The sequence below is a fragment of the Streptomyces sp. 147326 genome, assembly GCF_045000215.1.
Lineage (GTDB): Bacteria > Actinomycetota > Actinomycetes > Streptomycetales > Streptomycetaceae > Streptomyces.
Genome location: NZ_CP134201.1, coordinates 6493134 through 6513024, shown reverse-complemented (window position 1 = coordinate 6513024; position 19891 = coordinate 6493134). Strand labels below are relative to the sequence as shown.

Annotated in this window: 20 protein-coding genes; 9 read left to right on the top strand and 11 right to left on the bottom strand. The window is 72.0% G+C overall.

What is annotated here, in order from left to right; genetic code table 11:
- The first annotated feature begins 74 nt into the window (after positions 1–74).
- The 3 genes from RIU97_RS29895 to RIU97_RS29885 all read left to right on the top strand — a co-directional run bounded on the left by RIU97_RS29895 (position 75) and on the right by RIU97_RS29885 (position 2207).
- A complete protein-coding gene (locus RIU97_RS29895) occupies positions 75–830 on the top strand; it encodes a transcriptional regulator (RefSeq protein WP_404960709.1) in 756 nt (251 codons plus the stop codon).
- A gap of 98 nt (positions 831–928) precedes the next feature.
- Complete coding sequence (locus RIU97_RS29890) at positions 929–1612, top strand: maleylpyruvate isomerase N-terminal domain-containing protein (protein WP_404960708.1); 684 nt, start codon at positions 929–931, stop codon at positions 1610–1612.
- A 67-nt stretch (positions 1613–1679) separates the two neighbouring features.
- Complete coding sequence (locus tag RIU97_RS29885; protein ID WP_404960707.1) at positions 1680–2207, top strand: GNAT family N-acetyltransferase; 528 nt, start codon at positions 1680–1682, stop codon at positions 2205–2207.
- 15 nt (positions 2208–2222) lie between these two features.
- On the opposite strand, the gene RIU97_RS29880 is transcribed toward RIU97_RS29885, so the two are convergent.
- A complete protein-coding gene (locus tag RIU97_RS29880) occupies positions 2223–2678 on the bottom strand; it encodes a MarR family transcriptional regulator (protein WP_404960706.1) in 456 nt (151 codons plus the stop codon).
- 65 nt (positions 2679–2743) lie between these two features.
- Here RIU97_RS29880 and RIU97_RS29875 point away from each other — a divergent pair, with 65 nt between their 5' ends.
- Complete coding sequence (locus RIU97_RS29875; protein WP_404962991.1) at positions 2744–2995, top strand: EF-hand domain-containing protein; 252 nt, start codon at positions 2744–2746, stop codon at positions 2993–2995.
- Positions 2996–3094: 99 nt separating this feature from the next.
- On the opposite strand, the gene pyk is transcribed toward RIU97_RS29875, so the two are convergent.
- Together pyk and RIU97_RS29865 are read right to left on the bottom strand one after the other, a co-directional pair.
- Positions 3095–4522: a pyruvate kinase gene (gene pyk / locus RIU97_RS29870; RefSeq protein ID WP_404960705.1), complete on the bottom strand. Its 1428-nt coding sequence runs from the start codon at positions 4520–4522 to the stop codon at positions 3095–3097.
- Between the two features lie 147 nt (positions 4523–4669).
- Entirely contained in the window at positions 4670–5371 is a 702-nt protein-coding gene (locus RIU97_RS29865) for an SIMPL domain-containing protein (protein WP_404960704.1), read from the bottom strand.
- A gap of 128 nt (positions 5372–5499) precedes the next feature.
- On the opposite strand from RIU97_RS29865, the gene RIU97_RS29860 reads away from it, so the two are divergent.
- A complete protein-coding gene (locus tag RIU97_RS29860) occupies positions 5500–7305 on the top strand; it encodes a bifunctional metallophosphatase/5'-nucleotidase (protein ID WP_404960703.1) in 1806 nt (601 codons plus the stop codon).
- 87 nt (positions 7306–7392) lie between these two features.
- Here the strand turns inward: RIU97_RS29860 and RIU97_RS29855 are convergent, their stop codons facing one another.
- From RIU97_RS29855 to RIU97_RS29835, 5 genes are all read right to left on the bottom strand, one after another.
- Positions 7393–7983: a DUF1963 domain-containing protein gene (locus RIU97_RS29855; RefSeq protein ID WP_404960702.1), complete on the bottom strand. Its 591-nt coding sequence runs from the start codon at positions 7981–7983 to the stop codon at positions 7393–7395.
- A gap of 48 nt (positions 7984–8031) precedes the next feature.
- Positions 8032–9435 (bottom strand): lysine N(6)-hydroxylase/L-ornithine N(5)-oxygenase family protein, encoded by a 1404-nt coding sequence (locus RIU97_RS29850; protein ID WP_404960701.1) that lies wholly within the window; start codon positions 9433–9435, stop codon positions 8032–8034.
- Positions 9432–10832 (bottom strand): pyridoxal phosphate-dependent decarboxylase family protein, encoded by a 1401-nt coding sequence (locus RIU97_RS29845; protein WP_404960700.1) that lies wholly within the window; start codon positions 10830–10832, stop codon positions 9432–9434. Before RIU97_RS29845 ends, RIU97_RS29850 begins: the two co-directional genes overlap by 4 nt.
- 254 nt (positions 10833–11086) lie before the next feature.
- Positions 11087–13609, bottom strand: a complete 2523-nt coding sequence (gene pepN, locus RIU97_RS29840) for an aminopeptidase N (RefSeq protein WP_404960699.1) — start codon at positions 13607–13609, stop codon at positions 11087–11089.
- Positions 13610–13752: 143 nt separating this feature from the next.
- The gene (locus RIU97_RS29835; protein WP_234323432.1) at positions 13753–14118 is read right to left on the bottom strand and encodes a chorismate mutase; all 366 of its coding nucleotides are present in this window, start codon (positions 14116–14118) and stop codon (positions 13753–13755) included.
- Between the two features lie 228 nt (positions 14119–14346).
- Here RIU97_RS29835 and RIU97_RS29830 point away from each other — a divergent pair, with 228 nt between their 5' ends.
- Both RIU97_RS29830 and RIU97_RS29825 read left to right on the top strand, forming a co-directional pair.
- Positions 14347–14769: a hypothetical protein gene (locus tag RIU97_RS29830; protein ID WP_404960698.1), complete on the top strand. Its 423-nt coding sequence runs from the start codon at positions 14347–14349 to the stop codon at positions 14767–14769.
- The gene (locus tag RIU97_RS29825; protein WP_404960697.1) at positions 14766–15164 is read left to right on the top strand and encodes a winged helix-turn-helix domain-containing protein; all 399 of its coding nucleotides are present in this window, start codon (positions 14766–14768) and stop codon (positions 15162–15164) included. The genes RIU97_RS29830 and RIU97_RS29825 overlap by 4 nt, the downstream gene beginning before the upstream one ends.
- A gap of 1043 nt (positions 15165–16207) precedes the next feature.
- Here RIU97_RS29825 and RIU97_RS29820 read toward each other — a convergent pair.
- Together RIU97_RS29820 and RIU97_RS29815 are read right to left on the bottom strand one after the other, a co-directional pair.
- Positions 16208–16855 (bottom strand): response regulator, encoded by a 648-nt coding sequence (locus RIU97_RS29820; protein WP_404962990.1) that lies wholly within the window; start codon positions 16853–16855, stop codon positions 16208–16210.
- Positions 16856–17066: 211 nt separating this feature from the next.
- Positions 17067–17819, bottom strand: coding sequence for a S1 family peptidase (locus tag RIU97_RS29815; RefSeq protein WP_383577826.1), 753 nt, complete (start codon positions 17817–17819; stop codon positions 17067–17069).
- A 173-nt stretch (positions 17820–17992) separates the two neighbouring features.
- Between RIU97_RS29815 and RIU97_RS29810 the strand changes: the two genes are divergently transcribed.
- Positions 17993–18886, top strand: a complete 894-nt coding sequence (locus RIU97_RS29810) for a hypothetical protein (RefSeq protein WP_404960696.1) — start codon at positions 17993–17995, stop codon at positions 18884–18886.
- A 134-nt stretch (positions 18887–19020) separates the two neighbouring features.
- The gene (locus RIU97_RS29805; RefSeq protein ID WP_404960695.1) at positions 19021–19692 is read left to right on the top strand and encodes an HAD family acid phosphatase; all 672 of its coding nucleotides are present in this window, start codon (positions 19021–19023) and stop codon (positions 19690–19692) included.
- On the opposite strand, the gene RIU97_RS29800 is transcribed toward RIU97_RS29805, so the two are convergent.
- Positions 19671–19886: a hypothetical protein gene (locus tag RIU97_RS29800; RefSeq protein ID WP_404960694.1), complete on the bottom strand. Its 216-nt coding sequence runs from the start codon at positions 19884–19886 to the stop codon at positions 19671–19673. The two genes, RIU97_RS29805 and RIU97_RS29800, sit on opposite strands and share 22 nt — an antisense overlap.
- Between the last annotated feature and the right edge of the window lie 5 nt (positions 19887–19891).

The following is a 19891-nucleotide window of genomic DNA, read 5'->3' as shown; positions in this document are numbered from 1 at the left end:
TGGGCCTCCCCCTTTCGGGGGAATGTGCCGCAATGCGCACGCACCGGCAGGGAATTTTCCTCACTGTCGCTCGCATGTACGATCTGGCAACTCGACGGCATGCACTAGCCCTTCTCGGTGACGGCCGCAGCATGAACTCGGTCAGCAAGGAAACGGGGATATCCCGGTCCGCCATCCGCGCCTGGCAGCGTCACATCGAACCGCGCCCCCGCATGAATCAGACGCTGTGCTCGGGACCATCCGACCTGGCTGCATACTCTTATCTGCTTGGCCTCTACCTCGGCGACGGCTGCATCAGCCCCCACCCGCGAGGTGGGCATTACCTCCGCATCGCATGCGCAGACGCGTGGCCCGGCCTCATCGAACAGTGCCGCGCAGCGATCCAGGCGGTCCGGCCGTCCGACAAGGTTTACCTCCTGCAGCGCCAAGGATGCGTCAATGTGACCAGCTACGGCCGCCACTGGACGTGCCTGTTCCCGCAGCACGGGCCTGGCAAGAAGCACGAGCGGCCCATCGTCCTCGAAGGCTGGCAGCAGGAGATCGTCGATGCTCACCCGTGGGAGTTCATCCGGGGGCTGATCCACTCCGACGGGTGCCGGATCACCAACTGGACCACCCGCATGGTCGGTGGCGAGCGGAAGCGGTACGAGTACCCGCGGTACTTCTTCACCAACAAGTCGGACGACATCCGGAAGCTGTGCACGGACACGCTCACCAAGGTCGGCGTCCGGTGGACGGTCCTGGCCCGGGGCAGCGACCCGTTCAACGTGTCCGTCGCCCGCCGGGAGTCCGTGGCTTTGATGGACGCCCACATCGGCCCCAAGTACTAGGGCCTGTCCGGGCGATTGGGCACGGGGACATGTCGATGGTTCTGCCGGGCAGGCGAGGGTGGCGCGCAGTCGGCGCAGCGGCGGAAGGGACGGGCGGCATGGGTGGGCAGCCGGGGGAGAGCGGCGTCGTGGAAGCGGTGAGCGCCGCCTACGGCGCGTTCGGCGATGTCGTGCGGGGGCTGGGCGACGCGCAGTCGTGGGCGCCGAGCGGGTGTACGGGTTGGGCGGTGCGGGATCTGATCTTCCACTGTGCGGGTGACGCGCAGCGCGGGCTGGTGGCGTTGCACACTCCGGCGGAGGGGCCGGCCGACCGTGACGCGGTCACGTACTGGCGGGACTGGCGGCCGGGTGGGATGGGGGCAGCTCACGGGCGGCGTTGGTCCCGGGTGTGCGCAGGCATGTTCCTCGACTTCGGGCAGCTGCGGGAGCTGTATCTGGAGACGACGGCGGCCCTGGTCGTCGCTGCGGGGCGGGCGGATACCGGGCGGATGGTCGGCACGCAGGGGCACGTGCTCAGCGCCGGGGACCTGCTGGCGACCTTGGCTGTGGAGGCCACCGTCCACCACCTGGACCTGATCGTCGGGCTGCCGGGCGCCCAGGGCCCTTCGAAGGCGGGGCTGGTGTGTGTCCGGGCGACGTTGGACGGCCTGTTGGGCCGGGCGGTGCCGGTGGGCTGGGGCGACGAGCACTATGCGCGGGCGGCCACCGGGCGGGTGCCGCTGACGGATCCGGAGCGGCATCGGCTGGGTTCGGACGCCGGGCGGTTCCCGCTGTTCGGCTAGGGATGTGTCCGAACGATCGTGTGCGGGGGTGATCGCGTCGGCTTCCGGGGCGGCCTAGGGTGACGGTATGAGTGACAGCACGCGCATACGGATCAGGCCGGGTGGCCCGGACGACGCCGTGGACATTCTCGGCATGCTCGACTCCGCGGTGGCCTGGATGAACGCGCGCGGCAATACCGAGCAGTGGGGCACGACGCCGTATTCGCAGCGGCCCGGCGGGGTGGCGCGGGTCGAGCGGTACACGACCGAGAACGTGCCCTACGTCGCGGAGTTGGACGGGGTGCCGGCCGGGGCCCTGGTGTTGGACTCCGGGCCGAGCCCGCAGATGCCGATCGCGCCGGCCGGGGAGCCGGAGCGGTACGTCCGGCTGCTGGTCTCCGACCGGCGGTACGCGGGGCTGGGGGTCGGGGCGGCGCTGCTCGCCCATGCCGCCGAGGAGACCCGGCGGGCGGGCGTGGAGTTGTTGCGGGTGGACTGCTGGGCGGGCGGTGGGGGCGCGCTGGTCGCGTTCTACGAGCGCAACGGCTTCGCCCCCACCGAGCGTTTCCTGTCCGGGGACTGGCCGGGTCAGGTGCTGGCCCGGCGCGTCGGCTGACGTACCCGACCCGGTCTAGGGGAGGTCGCCGTTGCCGCCGAGGTTGGCGACCAGGAGGCGGAGGGTGTTGATGGTGGCCGCGTACGTGGCGTCGTCGATGCCCTCCCGCATGCGGGCGTGGACCTTGGCGTTGCGGTCGTGGGCGCGGAGGCGGCCCGCCTCGCCGGCTTCGGTGAGGGTGAGGCGGTCGTCCGCCTCGGTGATCCAACCGCGGGCGGTGAGGTCGGCGTAGAGGGCTTCGAAGTCGGTGTTCTGGTCGTCGAAGGGGGCCAGTTTCGCGGTGAGGGTGGCGCGGGTCCATTCCCCGGGGGTGGCGGCCATGTGGTTGAGGGCCCACCAGTGGGGCTGGGTGAGGTTCTCCTCGGCGAGGGCGGCGCGGAGGCCGCCGATGATCAGTTCGGCCGCTGCGCGGGTCCAGTAGCCGATGGGCTGGGCGGCGAGCTGCTCCTGGGGGTATTCCTTGATCGTCATGTGATGACCGTATGAGCTCAGGTTAGGTTGAGGTCAAGGTCGACAACGAAGAGGGGGAGCCCATGATGAGTGAGAAGGCCCGGAAGCTGTTCGAGGCGCTCGATCTGAACGAGGACGGTGAGCTGACCCGGGTGGAGGTGATCTCGGCCCTGCGGTCGAAGGGTCCGACGCTGGCCGCGCGCGGGGATCTGCCGTTCTGGGGCCTCGGGGACGCGGATGCGTCGTCGGCGCTGTTCGACGCGGCCGATGCGAACGGGGACGCGGTGCTGACCTTCGAGGAGTTCGCGGCTGTGGTCGATCGGCGCTTCGGCTGGTAGGGCCGGGTGCGGGTGACCGCGTCGGGCCGGTGGGCACTGCCCGACGCGGTGCGTCTCGTACGTGAGGTGCGGTAGCCGCGGTTGCCGCGGCGGGCGGGTTCAGCGGACCGCGTCGCCGATGTGGTGGATGCGGACGAGGTTGGTGGATCCGCTGACGCCGGGGGGCGAGCCGGCGGTGATGACGACGGTGTCGCCGGGTACGCAGCGGCCGATCCGCAGGAGTTCTTCCTCGACCTGGGCGACCATGGCGTCGGTGGAGTCGACGTGGGGGCCGAGGAAGGTCTCCACGCCCCAGGTGAGGTTGAGCTGGGAGCGGGTGGCGGGGTCGGGGGTGAAGGCGAGGAGCGGGATGGGCGAGCGGTAGCGGGAGAGCCGTCGGACGGTGTCCCCGCTCTGGGTGAAGGCGACGAGGAACTTGGCGTCGAGGAAGTCGCCCATTTCCGCGGCCGCGCGGGCGACGGCTCCGCCCTGGGTGCGGGGCTTGTTGCGGTCGGTCAGGGGCGGCAGGCCCTTGGCGAGGATGTCCTCTTCGGCGGCTTCGACGATGCGGGACATGGTCCGCACGGTTTCGACGGGGTACTTGCCGACGCTGGTCTCGCCGGACAGCATGACGGCGTCCGTGCCGTCGATGACGGCGTTGGCGACGTCGGAGGCCTCGGCGCGGGTGGGCCGGGAGTTCTCGATCATCGAGTCGAGCATCTGGGTCGCGACGATGACGGGCTTGGCGTTGCGCTTGGCGAGTTTGACGGCTCGCTTCTGCACGATCGGGACCTGTTCCAGGGGCATTTCGACGCCGAGGTCGCCGCGGGCGACCATGATTCCGTCGAACGCGGCGACGATGTCGTCGATGTTCTCGACGGCCTGCGGCTTTTCGATCTTGGCGATGACCGGGAGGCGGCGGTCTTCCTCGTCCATGATCCGGTGGACGTCTTCGATGTCGCGGCCGCTGCGGACGAAGGAGAGGGCGATGACGTCGGCGCCGATGCGCAGGGCCCAGCGGAGGTCTTCGATGTCCTTCTCGGAGAGGGCGGGGACGGACACGGCCACGCCGGGGAGGTTGAGGCCCTTGTGGTCGGAGACCATGCCGCCTTCGACGACGCGGGTGTGGACGCGGGGGCCGTCGACCGAGGTGACTTCGAGGGTGACGCGGCCGTCGTCGACGAGGATGCGCTCGCCGGTGGTGACGTCGGTGGCGAGTCCCTTGTAGGTGGTGCCGCAGGTGTGGCGGTCGCCTTCGTGGTCTTCGACGGTGATGGTGAACTCGTCACCGCGTTCAAGGAGTACGGGGCCTTCGCGAAAGCGGCCGAGGCGGATCTTCGGGCCTTGAAGGTCGGCGAGGATGCCGACGCTGCGGCCGGTCTCGTCGGAGGCCTTGCGTACGCGCTGGTAACGCTCCTCGTGTTCGGCGTAGGTGCCGTGGCTGAGGTTGAAGCGGGCGATGTCCATTCCGGCCTCGACCAGGGCTTTGATCTGGTCGTATGAGTCGGTGGCGGGGCCCAGGGTACATACGATTTTCGCTCGGCGCATAAGGCGAGCGTATTCCCCTACCAGAGAGTAGGTAATCGCTTCCGGGTGTCCACTCAACAACCTTTGAGCAAAAGGTTGTTGACAACTGTTGAATGTGCATGGGGGTGCTCTGATGAGCACCCCCGGCGCGCCGATTTCGTCGGTTCCTCAGAGCTGCGGAGGGGTCATCGTGAACCGGGCGTTCACCTGGGCGTAGACGGTCTGGCGCTGCGGTTCGAGGTCGAGCGGCGGGGGGCCGGCGTCCTCGGCGGCGCTGAAGGCCATGGTGCGCATTCCGCCGCCGGGGGCGGCGGGGAAGGGGTTGGCGTTCTCGGCGCCGAGGTCGGCGAGTTCGACCAGGGCGGCGAGGCGGGCACCGAGGGCTTCGGCGTATTCGCGGGCGCGCTGGACGGCTTCGAGCACGGCTTGGCGGCGGGCCTGGCCGTGGGCGGGCGAGGTGGGGCGCAGGGCCCACCAGGGGCCGTCGACCTCGGTGAGTTCGAGGTCGGCGAGGCGGGTGGTGAGTTCGCCGAGGGTGGTGAAGTCGCTCAGTTCGGCGGTGATGTGCACGCGGCCGTGGTAGGCGCGGATGCGTTCGGCGCGGCCGTGGCGGGTGAGTTCGGGGGTGATGGAGAAGGAGCCGGTTTCGAGTTTTTCGACGGGGTCACCGTAGCTCTTGATGAGGTCGAGGACGGTGTTGTTGCGCCGGGTGAGGTCTTCGAGGGCGGTGCGCCGGTCGGTGCCGCGGGCGCTGACGGTGATGCCGATGCGGGCGATCTCGGGGTCGACTTCGATGCGGGCTTCGCCGCGGACTGCGACGCGGGGTACTTCGGGGGTGCCGTAGGGCTGGTGCGATGCGTCCTGGGTCATGCGTTCACTCTCGCACTGTCGCTCGTACGGGTGGGGTCATCGGATCGAAACCTGACGGGGGTGTTGCTGCTTGTTACCCGTGGGTCAGAATCTACGCGCGTTGTTCAGGCCTCAAAAGGGGAGATGGCATGGCGTTCGACCGCAGGACTTTTCTGGGAACCACGGCCGCGACAGGTGCGGCCGTTGCGCTGGCGGGGGCCACGAGCACCCCGGCAGCCGCACAGCAGCAGGACGTGAAGGGCCCGCCGGCGCCGCGGACGTACGCGTTCACGGTGATGGGCACGACCGACTTGCACGGGAACGTCTTCAACTGGGACTACTTCACGGACAAGGAGTTCGACGACAAGGCGCACAACGACGTCGGCCTGGCGAAGATCTCCACGCTGGTGAACCAGGTGCGGGCGGAGAAGGGGCGGCGCAACACGCTGCTGATCGATGCCGGCGACACGATCCAGGGCACGCAGCTGTCCTACTACTACGCCAAGGTGGACCCGATCACGGCCCGGCGCGGGCCGGTGCACCCGATGGCGCAGGCGATGAACGCGATCGGGTACGACGCGGCGGCGCTGGGGAACCACGAGTTCAACTACGGGATACCGGTGCTGCGCAAGTTCGAGGAGCAGTGCGACTTCCCGCTGCTGGGGGCGAACGCCCTGGACGCGAAGACGCTGCGGCCGGCGTTCCCGCCGTACAGCATGCACCGGCTGCGGACGCCCTGCGGGCGGGACGTGAAGGTGGCGGTGCTGGGGCTGACGAACCCGGGGATCGCGATCTGGGACAAGGCCAACGTGCAGGGCAGGATGACGTTCCCGGGGCTGGAGGAGCAGGCGGCGAAGTACGTGCCGAAGCTCCGTTCGATGGGAGCCGACGTGGTGATCGTGTCGGCGCACTCGGGGTCGAGCGGGACGTCCTCGTACGGGGACCAGCTGCCCCACATCGAGAACGCGGCCGGACTGGTGGCGGAGCAGGTGCCGGGGATCGACGCGATCCTGGTGGGGCACGCGCACACGGAGATTCCCGAGTACCGGGTGAAGAACAAGGCGACCGGCAAGGACGTGGTGCTGTCGGAGCCGCTGAAGTGGGGGCAGCGGCTGACGCTGTTCGACTTCGAGCTGGTGTGGGAGAAGGGCCGCTGGTCGGTGGCGAAGGTCGCGGCGAAGGTGCTGAACTCCAATGCGGTCGCCGAGGACCCGAAGATCACGCGGCTGCTGTCGGACGAGCACCGCAAGGTCGTGGCGTACGTGAACCAGGTGATCGGTACGTCCACGCAGGCGATGTCCTCGGCGGAAGGGCCGGTCAAGGACGTGGCGATCATCGATCTGGTCAACCACGTGCAGGCGGAGACGGTGAAGGCGGCGCTGGCGGGTACGGAGTGGGCGGCGCTTCCGGTGCTGTCGCAGGCTTCGTGCTTCTCTCGGACGGCGGCGATCCCGGCGGGGCAGGTGACGATCCGGGACGCGGCGGGTCTGTACCCGTTCGAGAACACGATGGAGGCACGGCTGCTGACGGGTGCGCAGCTGAAGGACTACCTGGAGTACTCGGCGCGGTACTTCGTGCGGACGGCGCCGGGTGATGCGGTGGATCCGGCGAAGCTGACGAACGCCGAGAGCATTCCGGACTACAACTACGACGCCGTGTACGGGCTGGCGTACGACATCGACATCGCGCAGCCGGCGGGTTCGCGGATCACCGGGCTGACCTTCCAGGGGAAGGCGGTGGATCCGGCGGCGCAGTTCGTGTTCGCGGTGAACAACTACCGGGCCTCGGGCGGCGGGAACTTCCCGCACGTGCCGCAGGCCAAGCAGCTGTGGTCGAACTCGGACGAGATCCGTAACACGATCATCCAGTGGGTGAAGGCGAAGGGGACGATCGACCCGGCGCAGTTCGCGTCGGTGGACTGGCGGCTGACGCGGGCCGGCGTGCCGGTGTTCTAGTCCGTTCGCGGGCGGTGCGGCCGGGACCTGCTGGGGCGGGGTCCCGGCCGCTGTGCGTGGGGGCGGGCCGCGGCCGTCGGGTGGGGATCAGCACTGCCAGAGGAGTGCCGCGCGGCCGCAGGGGGTGCAGGTGTGGGCGTAGGCGCGGCCGGAGCCGAAGTTCATGGCGGTGACGGGGTCGGGGCCTTCCGTCAGCTCGGCGGCGAAGTCCATCGGCCGCGCGCAGGCGGGGCAGTCGGGTGTCTCGTCGTACTGGAGCCAGTCGGGGGTGCCGCCGAGCCGGCCCAGGATCGTCGCGGTGGCGGGTGCCGTGGGGGCGGGTACGGCGGCGCGGACGGCTCCGAGTCCGAGGAGGTCCTGATCCGCGTCGTCGGGGGCCCGTACGGGTTCCAGGCGGTCGGCGGGGAGCAGCAGGGCGAGGTTTCCGCCTGCGGTGGGGCTCCATTGCCGGCACTGGCCGGGGCGGTTCGCGCACATGAAGAGGGCCAGTACGCCCGGGGTGGGGGCGGTGTGGCCGGGGAGGTCGCCGAGGTGGATCTGGGCGAGGAACTGCAGGGGTGCGGCGCATGAGGCGCAGGTCGGCCATGCGGTGCCGGCGGGGGCCAGGGGTGTGCCGCCGGTGCGGGTGACCGGGGCGTCCGGGGCGACCGGCCCGCCGTCGAGGAGGAGCGTCGTCATGCCGGGAATGTATGCGCAGCGGTGCGGCGGGCTGGGTGGCGGGGCCGGTCAGGGGTGGTCGACCAGCGGGAGCAGGTCGCCGGCGGGCCGGGGGCGGGTGTGTTCGCGCTGTTCGAGTCCGAAGGTGGTGAAGGCGGTCCGCTCGGGCTGGGGGTAGGGCTCCTTGCCGGTGAGGGTGTTGAGGATGGCGGCGCTGCGCCAGGCGGCGAGGCCGAGGTCGGGGGCTCCGACGCCGTGGGTGTGGCGTTCGCCGTTCTGGACGAAGATGCTGCCGCTGACGGTGGGGTCGAGGACCATCCGGTAGCGGTCGTCGATGCGGGGGCGGCCGGCGGAGTCCTTGCGCAGGTAGGGGTCGAGGCCTGCGAGGAGGCTGCTGAGGGGGCGTTCCCGGTAGCCGGTGGCGAGGACGACGGCGTCGGTGGTGAGGCGGGAGCGGGTGCCCTGCTCGACGTGTTCGAGGTGGAGTTCGACCTTGGTGGTGGCGACGCGGCCGGCGGTGCGGACCCTGACGCCGGGGGTGAGGACGGCGTCGGGCCAGCCGCCGTGGAGGGTGCGGCGGTAGAGCTCGGCGTGGATGGCGGCGATGGTGTCGGCGTCGATGCCCTTGTGGAGTTGCCATTGGGCGGGGACGAGCTGGTTGCGTACGGGTTCGGGGAGGGAGTGGAAGTAGCGGGTGTAGTCGGGGGTGAAGTGTTCGAGGCCGAGCTTCGAGTACTCCATGGGGGCGAAGGAGGGGGTCCGGGCGAGCCAGGTGAGGCGTTCGCGGCCGGCGGGGCGGGCGCGGAGCAGATCGAGGAAGACTTCGGCGCCGGACTGGCCCGATCCGATGACGGTGACGTGGTCGGCGGCGAGGATGCGCTGCCGGTTGTCGAGGTAGTCGGCGGAGTGGACGACGGGGACGGTGGGGGCTTCGGCGAGGGGGCGCAGGGGTTCGGGGATGTAGGGGGCGGTGCCGATGCCCAGGGCGAGGTGGCGGGTGTAGGTGCGGCCGAGGGCTTCGCCGTCGGCGTCGAGCTGGGTGAAGTCGACTTCGAAGAGGTCGCGTTCGGGGTTCCAGCGGACGGCGTCGACCTGGTGGCCGAAGTGGAGTCCGGGGACGCGGCCGGCGACCCAGCGGCAGTAGGCGTCGTATTCGGCGCGGTGGATGTGGAACTGTTCGGCGAAGTAGAAGGGGAAGAGCCGTTCCTTGTGCCTGAGGTAGCTGAGGAAGCTCCAGGGGCTGGTGGGGTCGGCGAGGGTGACGAGGTCGGCGAGGAAGGGGACTTGGAGGGTGGCACCTTCGATGAGGAGTCCCGGGTGCCAGCGGAAGTCGCGGCGCTGGTCGTAGAAGGCGGTGGCGAGTTCGCCCGCGCCTTGTTGCGGCAGGCCGTGGGCGAGGGCCGCGAGGGACAGGTTGAAGGGGCCGATGCCGATTCCGACGAGGTCGTGGGGGGCATCGAGCTGGGCGGTCATCGGTGGGTGCTGCCTTCCAGGAGGGCGATGAGGGTGTCCAGGTCCCCCGCGGTGGTGTGCGGGTTCAGCAGGGTGGCTTTGAGCCACAGGCGACCGTCGGCGTGGGTGCGGCCGAGGACGGCGCGGCCTTCGTGCAGGAGGGTGCGGCGCAGGGTGGCGAGCCGGTCGTCGTCGGCGTGGGTGGGCCGGAAGAGGACGGTGCTGATGGTGGGGGCCGCGTGGAGTTCGAAGCTGGGATGGGCGTCGAGGAGTGCGGCGAGGTGCCGGGCGAGTTCGCAGGTGCGGTCGATGAGGCGGACGAGGCCGTCGCGGCCCAGTGAGCGCAGGGTGGTGGCGATCTTGAGGGCGTCGGGGCGCCGGGTGGTGCGCAGGGAGCGGCCGAGGAGGTCGGGGAGGCCTGCTTCGGTGTCGTCGGTGGCGTTGAGGTAGTCGGCCTGGTGGGCGAGGGGGGCGAGCAGGGCGGTGTCGGGGACGGCGAGGAGTCCTGCGGCGACGGGCTGCCAGCCGAGTTTGTGCAGGTCGATGGTGAGGGAGTGGGCGCGGCCGAGTCCGGCGAGTTTGTCGCGGTGGCGGGGGCTGAGGGCGAGGAGGCCGCCGTACGCGGCGTCGATGTGGAGGTCGGCTCCGTACCGGTCGCAGAGGTCGGCGATGCGGAGGAGGGGGTCGACGAGTCCGGCGTCGGTGGTGCCGGCGGTGGCGGTGACGAGGGTGGGGCCGGGGGCGGCGGCGAGGGCTTCGGCGAGGCGGGCGGGGTCGAGGACGCCGGCGGGGGTGGGGAGTTCGGTGGCCGGGGGGAGGCCGAGGAGCCAGGCGGCGCGCGGGACGGAGTGGTGGGCGTTGGCTCCGTGGAGGACGGTCAGGGCGGGACCGTGGCGTTCGCGGGCGAGGAGCAGGGCGAGCTGGTTGGCTTCGGTTCCGCCGGTGGTGACGAGGGCGTCGGCGTGGGGGGTGTCGTAGAACTCGGCGGCGAGGGCGCGGGTGAGGAGGGCTTCGACGGCGGAGGCGGCGGGCGCCTGGTCCCAGGAGTCGAGGGAGGGGTTGAGGGCGCTGGCGGCGAGGTCGGCGGCGGCCGCGACGGCGAGCGGGGGGCAGTGCAGGTGGGCCGCGCAGAGGGGGTCGGCGGGGTCGGCGGCGCCTGCGGCGAGGGTGTGGACGAGGGTGCGGAGCGCCTCGTGGTCGCCGGTTCCGTGTGCGGGGAGTACGTCGCCGAGTGCGGCCCGGACGCGGGCGGCCTGGGCGCCCGGGCCGCCGGCGGGCAGTGGCCCGCCGCGGTCCCGGGCTCCGGCGGCCAGGGCGTCGAGGACGGTGTCGATGAGGGGCCGCAGGGCGGTGGGGCCGTTGGCTCCGCCGGCGAGCGGGGGCGGTGTGCCTGTGCCTGTGCCGGGCGGCGCGGTCATCGGGGGTCCTCCGGGGCTGGGAGGGGTGCGGGGCGGGGCACCCTGCCAGTACAACGATCAGACCCGAATGGGGTAACCGCCGGGGTTTGTCCGGAGTTTCCGGTCGGTGCGGCGGCATCTGCCCGGACCGTCGCCTCCATCGCCGGCGCGGCTCACGGACCCGGGGCTCCGCCCCGGACCCCGCGCCTCGAACGCCGGCGAGGCCGAAAGAGCGGGGCTGAGCCCCGGGGCCCGGCAGGGCCGGGCGGGGCTGGTCAGGCGGTGCGGACGCGGAGGGCGCGGGCGAGGTCGTCCAGCTGGTCCACGAGTTTGCGGCGCAGGAGCGGGAGGATGTCCGGGTCGGCGAGGCAGGCGTGGCCGGCCTGGAGGTTGGCCTCGTCGATGGCGTAGGCGGGGAAGGCGTAGCGGCCGGCGGCTTCGCCGATGGCGGGGCCGCGGCGGGCGCCGAGGGCGACGGCCTCGGGGTAGTAGCGGGCGACGTACTCCTCGACGAGGTCGGCCTGTTCGGGCTGCCAGAAGCCCTGGGCGGTGGCGGTGAAGAGGTAGTTGGACAGGCTGTCGTCGTGGAAGAGCCGGTCCCAGGCGGCGGCCTTGGCCTCCGCCGTGGGGAGTGCGGCGCGGCAGCGGGCGGCGCCTTCCCGGCCGGTGGCGCTGGGGTCGGCGGCGAGGGCGGCGTCGATGTCGCTCTCCTCGACGGCGCCGAGGACGGCGAGGCGGGCGAGGATGCGCCAGCGCAGCGCGGGGTCGAGCGCGGGGCCGCCGGGGACGGTGTCGTCGGCGAGCCAGGCGGCGATGGTGTCGGGCTGGGTGGCGCTGTCGATGAGGACGCGTACGGCGCTGAGCCGCATGCCGGGCTCGGAGCCGTCCTCGGTGCGCCGCAGCAGGTCGCGGGCGGTGGTGGTGAGGGTGGCCAGGGCGGCGGTCCGGTCCTCGGGGGCGACGTAGCGCACCGCGACCTGGGTGCGGGCGAAGGAGAGGACGCCCTGGACGATGGCCAGGTCGTGTTCCTCGGGCAGGTGCGCTTCGGCGGTCAGCAGGTAGTCCTGCGGGTCCAGTTCGCCGTCGCGGACCATGTCGCGCAGGGCGTTCCAGACGACGGCGCGGGTGAGGGCGTCGGGGATGCCGGACAGGCCGCGCAGGACCGTTTCGAGGGAGGTCTCGTCGAGGCGGACCTTGGCATAGGTGAGGTCTCCGTCGTTGAGGAGGAGCAGCGCGGGGCGGGGGCCGGTCACCGAGACGACCTCGTCGGAGGGGACGTCGAGGGTGAGCTGTTCGCGGGGTTCCAGGGTGCGTCCGTCGGCGGGGTGACGGTCGTAGACGCCGACGGCGATGTGGTGCGGGCGGCTGCCGTGGCGGTCGACGGTGAGGGTCCAGCCGGCGGCTTCGTCGACGCCGTGGGCGGCTTCCTCGATGCGCGGGGTGAGGGTGTCGATGCCGGTGGTGCGCAGCCAGACGTCGGCCCAGGCGCGGACGTCGCGTTCGGTGTGGGCGGCGAGGGAGTCCACGAAGTCGGCGAGGGAGGCGTTGGCGAACTTGTGGCGGGCGAAGTGGGTGTTGATGCCGGCCAGGAAGTCCTTCTCGCCGAGCCAGGCGACGAGCTGGCGCAGGGCGGAGGCGCCCTTGGCGTAGGAGATGCCGTCGAAGTTGAGGAGGGCGGAAGCGGTGTCGGGGACGTCCTCGGGGGCGGGGGCGACGGGGTGGGTGGAGGGCCGCTGGTCGGCGTCGTAGCCCCAGGGTTTGCGGGTGACGCCGAAGTCGGTCCAGGTGTCGGTGAAGCGGGTGGCTTCGGTGAGGGTCTGGTAGCCCATGTACTCGGCGAAGGACTCGTTGAGCCAGATGTCGTCGAACCAGGCGAGGGTGACCAGGTCGCCGAACCACATGTGGGCCATCTCGTGGGCGATGACCATGGCCCGGGACTGGCGTTCGGTGTCGGTGACGGCGGACCGGAAGATGAACTCGTCGCGGAAGGTGACGAGTCCGGGGTTCTCCATGGCGCCGGCGTTGAACTCGGGTACGAAGGCCTGGTCGTAGGAGTCGAAGGGGTACGGCTCGGTGAACTTCTCCTGGTACCGGTCGAAGCAGTCCTTGGTGAGGGAGAGGATTTCCTCGGCGTCGGCGTCCATGTGGGGTGCCAGGGACTGGCGGCAGTGGATGCCGAAGGGCAGTCCGGCGTGTTCGGTCGTCACGCTGTGCCAGGGGCCGGCGGCGACGGCGGCGAGGTAGGTGGAGATGACGGGCGTCGGGGCGGAGGTCCAGATGCCGGCGCCGTCGCGGTCGCCGGTGCGGGTGGTGGTGCCGTTGGCGAGGACGGTCCAGTGGGCGGGGGCGGTGACGGTGAACTCGAAGACGGCCTTGAGGTCGGGCTGGTCGAAGGCCGGGAAGACGCGCTGGACGTCGTCCATGAACATCTGGCTGTAGAGGTACGTTTCCCCGTCCGCGGGGTCGGTGAAGCGGTGCAGGCCCTCGCCGGTGCGGGAGTAGCGCATGCGGGTGTCGAGCCGCAGCTCGTGGGGGCCCTGGGTGAGGCCGGTGAGCGGGAGGCGGTTGTCGTCGAGGGCGGCCGGGTCGAGGGGGTGGCCGTCGAGGGTGACGGAGCGCAGCTCCACCGGCTTCAGCTCGACGAACGTGTCTCCGGTGGTGCGGGCGGTGAACCGGATGACGGCGGTCGAGTCGAAGGTCTCGTCGTCGTCGCCGGTGAGGTCGAGGGTGACGGCGTAGTGGTGGACGTCGAGGAGCCGGGCTCGGAGCTGCGCTTCGTTGCGCGTGAGTGCGGACATGGGGCCATGCTGCCGCAGGGGGCGACGGAGCTCGATCTTCCGCTTCCCTCTTCCGGCCTCTTCCGGCCTCTTCCGGCCTCTGCCGCCCTCTTCCGGCCTCTTCCGCTGCGCGGCCGCTGCTCCGGTCCACGGCTCCCGAGCGGCTACTCCTCGCCGGCGGCGATCGTCTCGTGGTGGCGGATGACCTCGGCGATGATGAAGTTGAGGAGCTTCTCGGCGAAGGCGGGGTCGAGTTTGGCGTTCTCGGCGAGCTGGCGCAGCCGGGCGATCTGGCTGGCCTCGCGGCCCGGGTCGGCGGGCGGCAGCTGGTGCCGGGCCTTGAGGTGGCCGACCTGCTGGGTGCACTTGAAGCGTTCGGCGAGCATGTGGACCACGGCCGCGTCGATGTTGTCGATGCTGTCCCGCAGGCGGGCGAGTTCGGCGGTGACGCTCTCGTCGATGCCGCCGGCGGCGCCCTTGCCGGTGCCCGCGCCCGGGCCCGCGCCGTTGTCGAGGTCGCTGATGTTCATGGTTCCCGAGAATACGTGGCGGCGGGCGGCGAGTCTCCGGGCAGTCGGCCTGTGAGACGGGGGCGGGCTGCGGCGGGGGGCCGGGGGGCGCTTCGGGGTGCCGGGGGGCTTCGGGATGCCCCGGCCATCGGCATGCCCGGGTGCCAAGTACTTGCCAATCTGGAAAGTGGTCGCCATATTGGAAATTGACCGATGAGATGTTCATCCGTGTTCGGACGAGGGGGAGTCATGCACGAGGCGACGGAGGCGGCGGCCGGGGCGTTGGGGCGGGCGGCCGGAATGGAGAAGGCGGCTCGGGCGCGGAGCGGCTGGTACGCGCGCTACCTGTGGGCGTTCGCCGCCGGGCAGCTGGTGCTCGTACCGGTGGCCGTGCTGGGGCGCGGTCCGGTCGCGGTGACGGTGATGGGGGTGATCAACGTGCTGCTCGTGAGCGGGCTCAGCGTGTACGCGGCGCGGCAGCGCGTCGTGCGCCGGGGCTTCGGCGTGAAGCACGGGGTGCTGATCGGGTCCTGGGCGACGGTCTTCGCCCTGATGGTCCTGCTCGGCACCACGGTGTTCGGCCGCAGCGTGCCGTTCGCGGCGGGGGCCGCGCTGGCGTGTGCGCTGCCGCTCGCGCTCGGCGCGTGGACCGAGATGCGGGGTGCGGCATGACGGGCGGGGAGACCACGGGCGCGGCGGGGGCCGCGGGTCCGGCCGGGGCGGCGGGTCCGGCCGGGGCGGCGGGTCCGGCCGGGGCGGCGGAGGCGAAGCGGGCCGGTCATCCGCGGCACGACCTCGCGCCGCTGCTGAACGCGCCCGTACGGCTGTCGGTGGTGGCGGCGCTGGTTCCGCTGGACAAGGCCGAGTTCGGTTTCGTACGGGACCTGGTCGAGGTCACGGACTCGGCGCTGTCCAAGCAGGTCGCGGCGCTGGAGGAGGCGGGCTGGGTGGCGGTCCGCAAGGGGCGCGTGGGGCGACGGCCGCGCACCTGGCTCTCGCTGACGCCTGAGGGCCGGACCGTGTACGAGCGCCACCTGGCCGCGCTGCGGGCGATCGCGCTGGGCTAGGCGGTGCCGTGCCGTGCCCTGCCCGGGCGGAGCGGCCGGGGCCGTGGCAGCGGGCTTCGCCGGAGCGGCCGGGGCCGAGGCCGGAGCGGCAGGCTTTGCCGGCGCGGCCGGGGCCGAGGCCGAGGCGGCAGGCTTCGCCGGAGCGGCCGGGGCCGAGGCCGAGGCGGCAGGCTTCGCCGGAGCGGCCGGGGCCGAGGCCGAGGCGGCAGGCTTTGCCGGTGCGGCCTGGGCCGGGCGCGCGCCGGGGCGTCTCCTCGGACGCCGAACGTGGCGGGGGGTCGGAGGGCCGAGGGAATTGCGTTCGGCGCCCTGCGGGGAGCGCCCCGGCACACACCCGGCCCCGGCGGGAGCGGTGCGCGGGCGGTCTCGGGCGGCGCCGCCTCCGTGACCGCAGTGATCCGGCCGGCGAGGCCACGGCACACACCCGGCCGGCGATGGCCTCGCCGCCGCCCCAGACGACGAGGGGGTGGTTGCCGAACATCAGGAAGAGGGTGACGGTCCAGGTGACGGCGGCGGCGAACCAGGCGCGGGTCAGGAGGGGGACGGCGGGCCACGGGGCGGCGCTGAGGCAGACGAGGATGCCGGACACCCATACGGCGGCGTGCGGGAGGCTGGGCTGGCGGGCCAGGACGACGCCCTCGAGGGTGACGAGGGCGAGGAGGACGAGGGAGAGGCAGAGGGGGAGCCGGCTGGCGGTGTGCGGGTGGTGGCGGGCCCAGCTGGACAGGGGGCTCACCGGCTGAGCCCGGTACGGGTGCACGTGCGGGCCCGGCTGCGCAGGTGCGGCCCGGCTGCGCCGAAGCCCCCTGGGGCTCCGCCCCGGACCCCGCGCGTCGAACGCCGGCGAGGCTGAATCATGCGCGGCCCCGCGCGCGGGGCAGCCGGAGGCCCTCGCCGGGGCGCGCGCAGGGCGGTTGGGGGCTCCGCCCCCGGACCCCCGCGCGTCGAACGCCGGCGAGGCTGAAGGGTGCGGGGTCGCGCCGGAGCCCTGGGCGGGGGCGAGGCTCCGGCCTGGGGGGCGGCGGGCTGCTGGGGGTGCGGCGTCACGCCGTGTTGGCGGCCGGGCCGCTTTCCCAGGCCCAGGCGGCGATTTCGACGCGGTTGCGGGCGTCGAGTTTCGCCTGGATGTTGGCCAGGTGGGTCTTGACGGTGGACAGGGAGACGAAGAGTTCCGCGGCGATCTCGGCGTTGGTCAGACCGCGCGCGAGGCAGCGGACGACCTCGCGTTCCCGTTCCGTCAGGGGTTCGGCGGGGCGGCGGGCCTGCGAGGCCGGGGTCCGCGGGGCCATTTCGCGCAGCAGCCGCACCGTGATGGCGGGTGAGACGAGGGAGTCGCCGACGGCCGCCGCGCGGACCGCTTCAACCAGCATGGCCGGGCTGGCGTCCTTCAGGAGGAAGCCGGATGCTCCGCCGTGGAGCGCCGCGTGGACGTACTCGTCGAGGTCGAAGGTGGTGACGATGACGATGTGCGGTGTGTCGCTGCCGGACAGGCGCCGGGTCACTTCGAGGCCGTCCATCTTCGGCATGCGGATGTCGAGGAGGAGGACGTCGGGGCGGTGCTCGGCCACGGCGGCGAGGGCCGCCTCGCCGTCGACGACGTCGGCGACGACCTCGATGTCCGGCTGGCTCTCGAGGATCATCCGGAACCCGGTTCTGACCATGTCCTGGTCGTCCGCGATGACCACCCTGATCGCCGTGCGCCACCTGCCCCGCTCTCGCCCGCCGCTGCCGCCTCCGGTCGCTTCCCATGGGACCGGTGCGCGCGTCGGCCCGCAACCGCACAGCGGACCGCCGGGTGGCTCGTGCGGTGCTCCGGCCGGCCTCACGTACGGGCCGAGCGGGGTGCCTCGTCCTTCCGGCCGGTTCGCGGCGTTCGCGCCCGGCCGGAAGGACGAGGGGGTGCTACATGCTCGCCGCGGCGCTCTTGATCGCGGCGGCGAAGGTGGAGACCTCGGTGTAGACGCCCGGGTAGTCGGGGCGGGCGCAGCCTTCGCCCCAGCTGACTATGCCGACCTGGATCCAGGCGTTGTTGTTGTCGCGGCGGAACATCGGGCCGCCGGAGTCGCCCTGGCAGGTGTCGACGCCGCCCTGGTCGAAGCCGGCGCAGATCTCCTCGCCCGGGATGAGGGAGCTGCCGTACGAGGCCTGACAGCTGGCGTCGGAGACGAAGGGGACGTTGGCCTTCATGAGGTAGCGCTGCTGGCCGCCGCCCTCGCGGGTGGCGCCCCAGCCGGCGACGGTGAAGGTGCCGTTGTCGTACTGCTTGGTCTCGGCGATCTTGAGGGTGGGCAGGTTGATGGGCTTGGCGAGCTTGATCAGGGCCCAGTCCTTGCCGCTGCCGTTGTAGCCGGGGGCGCGCAGGACCTTGGTGGACTTGACCTTGATGGCGCTGGAGCTGTTGAGGTCGACGACTCCGGCGGTGGCGGTGATGGAGGTGTTGTTGCCGGAGCCGTTCACGCAGTGGGCGGCGGTGAGGACGATCTGCTGGGTGTAGAGGGCGCCGCCGCAGCCCATGGAGAGGCGCACCATGAAGGGGAACTCGCCCTGGGCGGCGCGCGTGCCGCCGACGACGGGGGCCGTGCCGGCGGAGGCGGAGCCGGGCTGGAGGCTGACGGCCGCGAGGGCGACCGCTCCGACGGCGAGGCTGCGCTTCATGAACTGCACAAGGGTGGTCACAGTCAACACACTGCCTTTCGTGGGGGGTTGGGCCGTGCGTGTCATTGGGTGAATGACGGGTCCATGACACATCAGAGATGCGGGCGCCATCAAGAACGCATTTTCGGCCAAACATTCGTTCGGGCGACAGGGATTGCGGCGAAGGGGGCGCGGTGACGCAGAAGGGCGGGCCGGGAGGTCCGATCGAGCACGGATTTCCACATCTGGCGACGGTGCGGGCCTCGATCACCGCGCTCTTCCGGCGGCTGTCGGCCGACGGGATCCGCGCTTACGACACGAGCTTCGCGCCCTCCGACGCCGCCTTCGGGGCCGCCGACGACCTGCACCTGGGCGCGCAGCGGGTGGCCTCGGCGATGGTGCGCGCGCTCCGGCTGCCCGATGCGCGCATGGTGGTCGCCTTCCGGCCGATGGAGCAGGCGGCCACCGTGGAACTGGCCGCGGGCCCCGAGTACTTCGTCGAGGTCAGCGACCGCTTCCGCACCCATCGCCGGGACCTGGCGGCGGCCCTGTCCCACGAGGTCACCCATGTCCTGCTGCACCGGCTGGACCTTTGCTTCCCCGGCACCGAGAACGAGATCCTCACCGACACCGCCGCCGTCTACCTCGGGGCGGGCTGGCTGCTGCTCGACGCCTACCGCGAGGACGCGCTCACCCACCAGAAGTTCGGCTACCTCACCCCGGAGGAGTTCGGCTACGTCCTCGCCAAGCGGGCCGCCCTGCTCGGCGAGGACCCCTCCGCCTGGTTCACCAGCCCGCAGGCGTACGAGGCGTACGTGCGCGGGCGCGCGCTGGCCGAGCGGGACCACCGCCGGCCCCCACTGGCGGCCGCGGGCCCGCTGGCACGGCGGCGGTACGCGAAGGCGCGGCGCACCGGGCCCACCCCGGCGGGCGGATCGGCGTACCGCTTCGAGCACGAGGGCTCCGGACCCGGACTGCGGGTGAGCTTCCCCTGCCCGGTGTGCGGGCAGCGGCTGCGGCTGCCGGTGCGCGGGCGGCTCCGGGCCCGGTGCGGTCTGTGCCGCACCGTCCTCGACTGCGACACCTAGCGACAGGGGACATCCGGACGATCTTCATTCACCGGTCGGCCACGAAAAGTTTCTTACCGGCCAGTAGACATGGAGGCGGATCTCGCCAACTCTAGTCGCGTACACGTCAATTCGTGACCGAGGAGCGCCCCCACATGCGCAGCACCCGCCGCACCCGTATGTCCCGTACCGCCGCCATCGGCGTGGCCGCAGCGGCCAGCGTCATGACGCTGGTCCCGGCCACCGCCGCCCAGGCTGCCCCCGCCGCCGCGCCCGCCGCCGTCTCCGCGTCCGCCTCCGCGCCCGGCGGCAACGCGGCGATCCTCGGCATCGACTACGCCACCTGGCAGCGGGACGTGGCCGCCGTCATCGACGCGGCCCGCCCCGGCATCGAGCAGCGCATCGCCGCCTCGCCCGCCGGTGAGAAGCCGGCGCTCGTCCTCGACATCGACAACACCTCGCTGGAGACGGACTTCCACTGGTTCTGGACCTTCCCGACCCCGGCGATCGTCAAGGTCCGCGCCCTGACCCAGTACGCGAACGCCCGCGGGGTCGCCGTCTTCTTCGTCACCGCCCGCCCGGGGATCATCCAGTCCCTCACCGAGCGCAACCTCAAGGCGGTCGGCTACCCGGTCTCGGGGCTCTACGTCCGTGACCTGCCCGACCTGTTCGACGAGGTGAGCGCCTACAAGACGGAGAAGCGCGCGGAGATCGAGGCCCGCGGCTACACGATCATCGCCAACATCGGCAACAGCCCGACCGACCTCGTCGGCGGTCACGCCGAACGCACCGTCAAGCTGCCGGACTACAACGGCAAGCTGTCCTGACCCGAAGGGTGGAAGGGGCCCTTGTCGAGGGGCGCCAGGTTGGGCTTGGCCAGCGTCGGGTCGCCGTAGTAGCGGTCGTAGACACTGCTCCCCCGGCCGAAGTCCTCGTCGGTGCCCCGCCCGGCGAAGCCGTTGAAGCGGCGGATCGCGGCGGGCAGGCCGGGCGCCGCGATCCGGCGGGCCAGTTCCTCCACGGTGT

Bases quoted from the DNA above. Each gene is read 5' to 3' on its own strand.
- RIU97_RS29850 (WP_404960701.1), bottom strand. From the start codon at position 9,435: ATGACCGCCCAGCTCGATGCCCCCCACGACCTCGTCGGAATCGGCATC.
- pepN (WP_404960699.1), bottom strand. From the start codon at position 13,609: ATGTCCGCACTCACGCGCAACGAAGCGCAGCTCCGAGCCCGGCTCCTC.
- RIU97_RS29845 (WP_404960700.1), bottom strand. From the start codon at position 10,832: ATGACCGCGCCGCCCGGCACAGGCACAGGCACACCGCCCCCGCTCGCC.
- RIU97_RS29885 (WP_404960707.1), top strand. From the start codon at position 1,680: ATGAGTGACAGCACGCGCATACGGATCAGGCCGGGTGGCCCGGACGAC.
- RIU97_RS29890 (WP_404960708.1), top strand. From the start codon at position 929: ATGGGTGGGCAGCCGGGGGAGAGCGGCGTCGTGGAAGCGGTGAGCGCC.
- pyk (WP_404960705.1), bottom strand. From the start codon at position 4,522: ATGCGCCGAGCGAAAATCGTATGTACCCTGGGCCCCGCCACCGACTCA.
- RIU97_RS29875 (WP_404962991.1), top strand. From the start codon at position 2,744: ATGAGTGAGAAGGCCCGGAAGCTGTTCGAGGCGCTCGATCTGAACGAG.
- RIU97_RS29860 (WP_404960703.1), top strand. From the start codon at position 5,500: ATGGCGTTCGACCGCAGGACTTTTCTGGGAACCACGGCCGCGACAGGT.
- RIU97_RS29895 (WP_404960709.1), top strand. From the start codon at position 75: ATGTACGATCTGGCAACTCGACGGCATGCACTAGCCCTTCTCGGTGAC.
- RIU97_RS29865 (WP_404960704.1), bottom strand. From the start codon at position 5,371: ATGACCCAGGACGCATCGCACCAGCCCTACGGCACCCCCGAAGTACCC.
- RIU97_RS29880 (WP_404960706.1), bottom strand. From the start codon at position 2,678: ATGACGATCAAGGAATACCCCCAGGAGCAGCTCGCCGCCCAGCCCATC.
- RIU97_RS29815 (WP_383577826.1), bottom strand. From the start codon at position 17,819: ATGAAGCGCAGCCTCGCCGTCGGAGCGGTCGCCCTCGCGGCCGTCAGC.
- RIU97_RS29835 (WP_234323432.1), bottom strand. From the start codon at position 14,118: ATGAACATCAGCGACCTCGACAACGGCGCGGGCCCGGGCGCGGGCACC.
- RIU97_RS29805 (WP_404960695.1), top strand. From the start codon at position 19,021: ATGCGCAGCACCCGCCGCACCCGTATGTCCCGTACCGCCGCCATCGGC.
- RIU97_RS29830 (WP_404960698.1), top strand. From the start codon at position 14,347: ATGCACGAGGCGACGGAGGCGGCGGCCGGGGCGTTGGGGCGGGCGGCC.
- RIU97_RS29825 (WP_404960697.1), top strand. From the start codon at position 14,766: ATGACGGGCGGGGAGACCACGGGCGCGGCGGGGGCCGCGGGTCCGGCC.
- RIU97_RS29855 (WP_404960702.1), bottom strand. From the start codon at position 7,983: ATGACGACGCTCCTCCTCGACGGCGGGCCGGTCGCCCCGGACGCCCCG.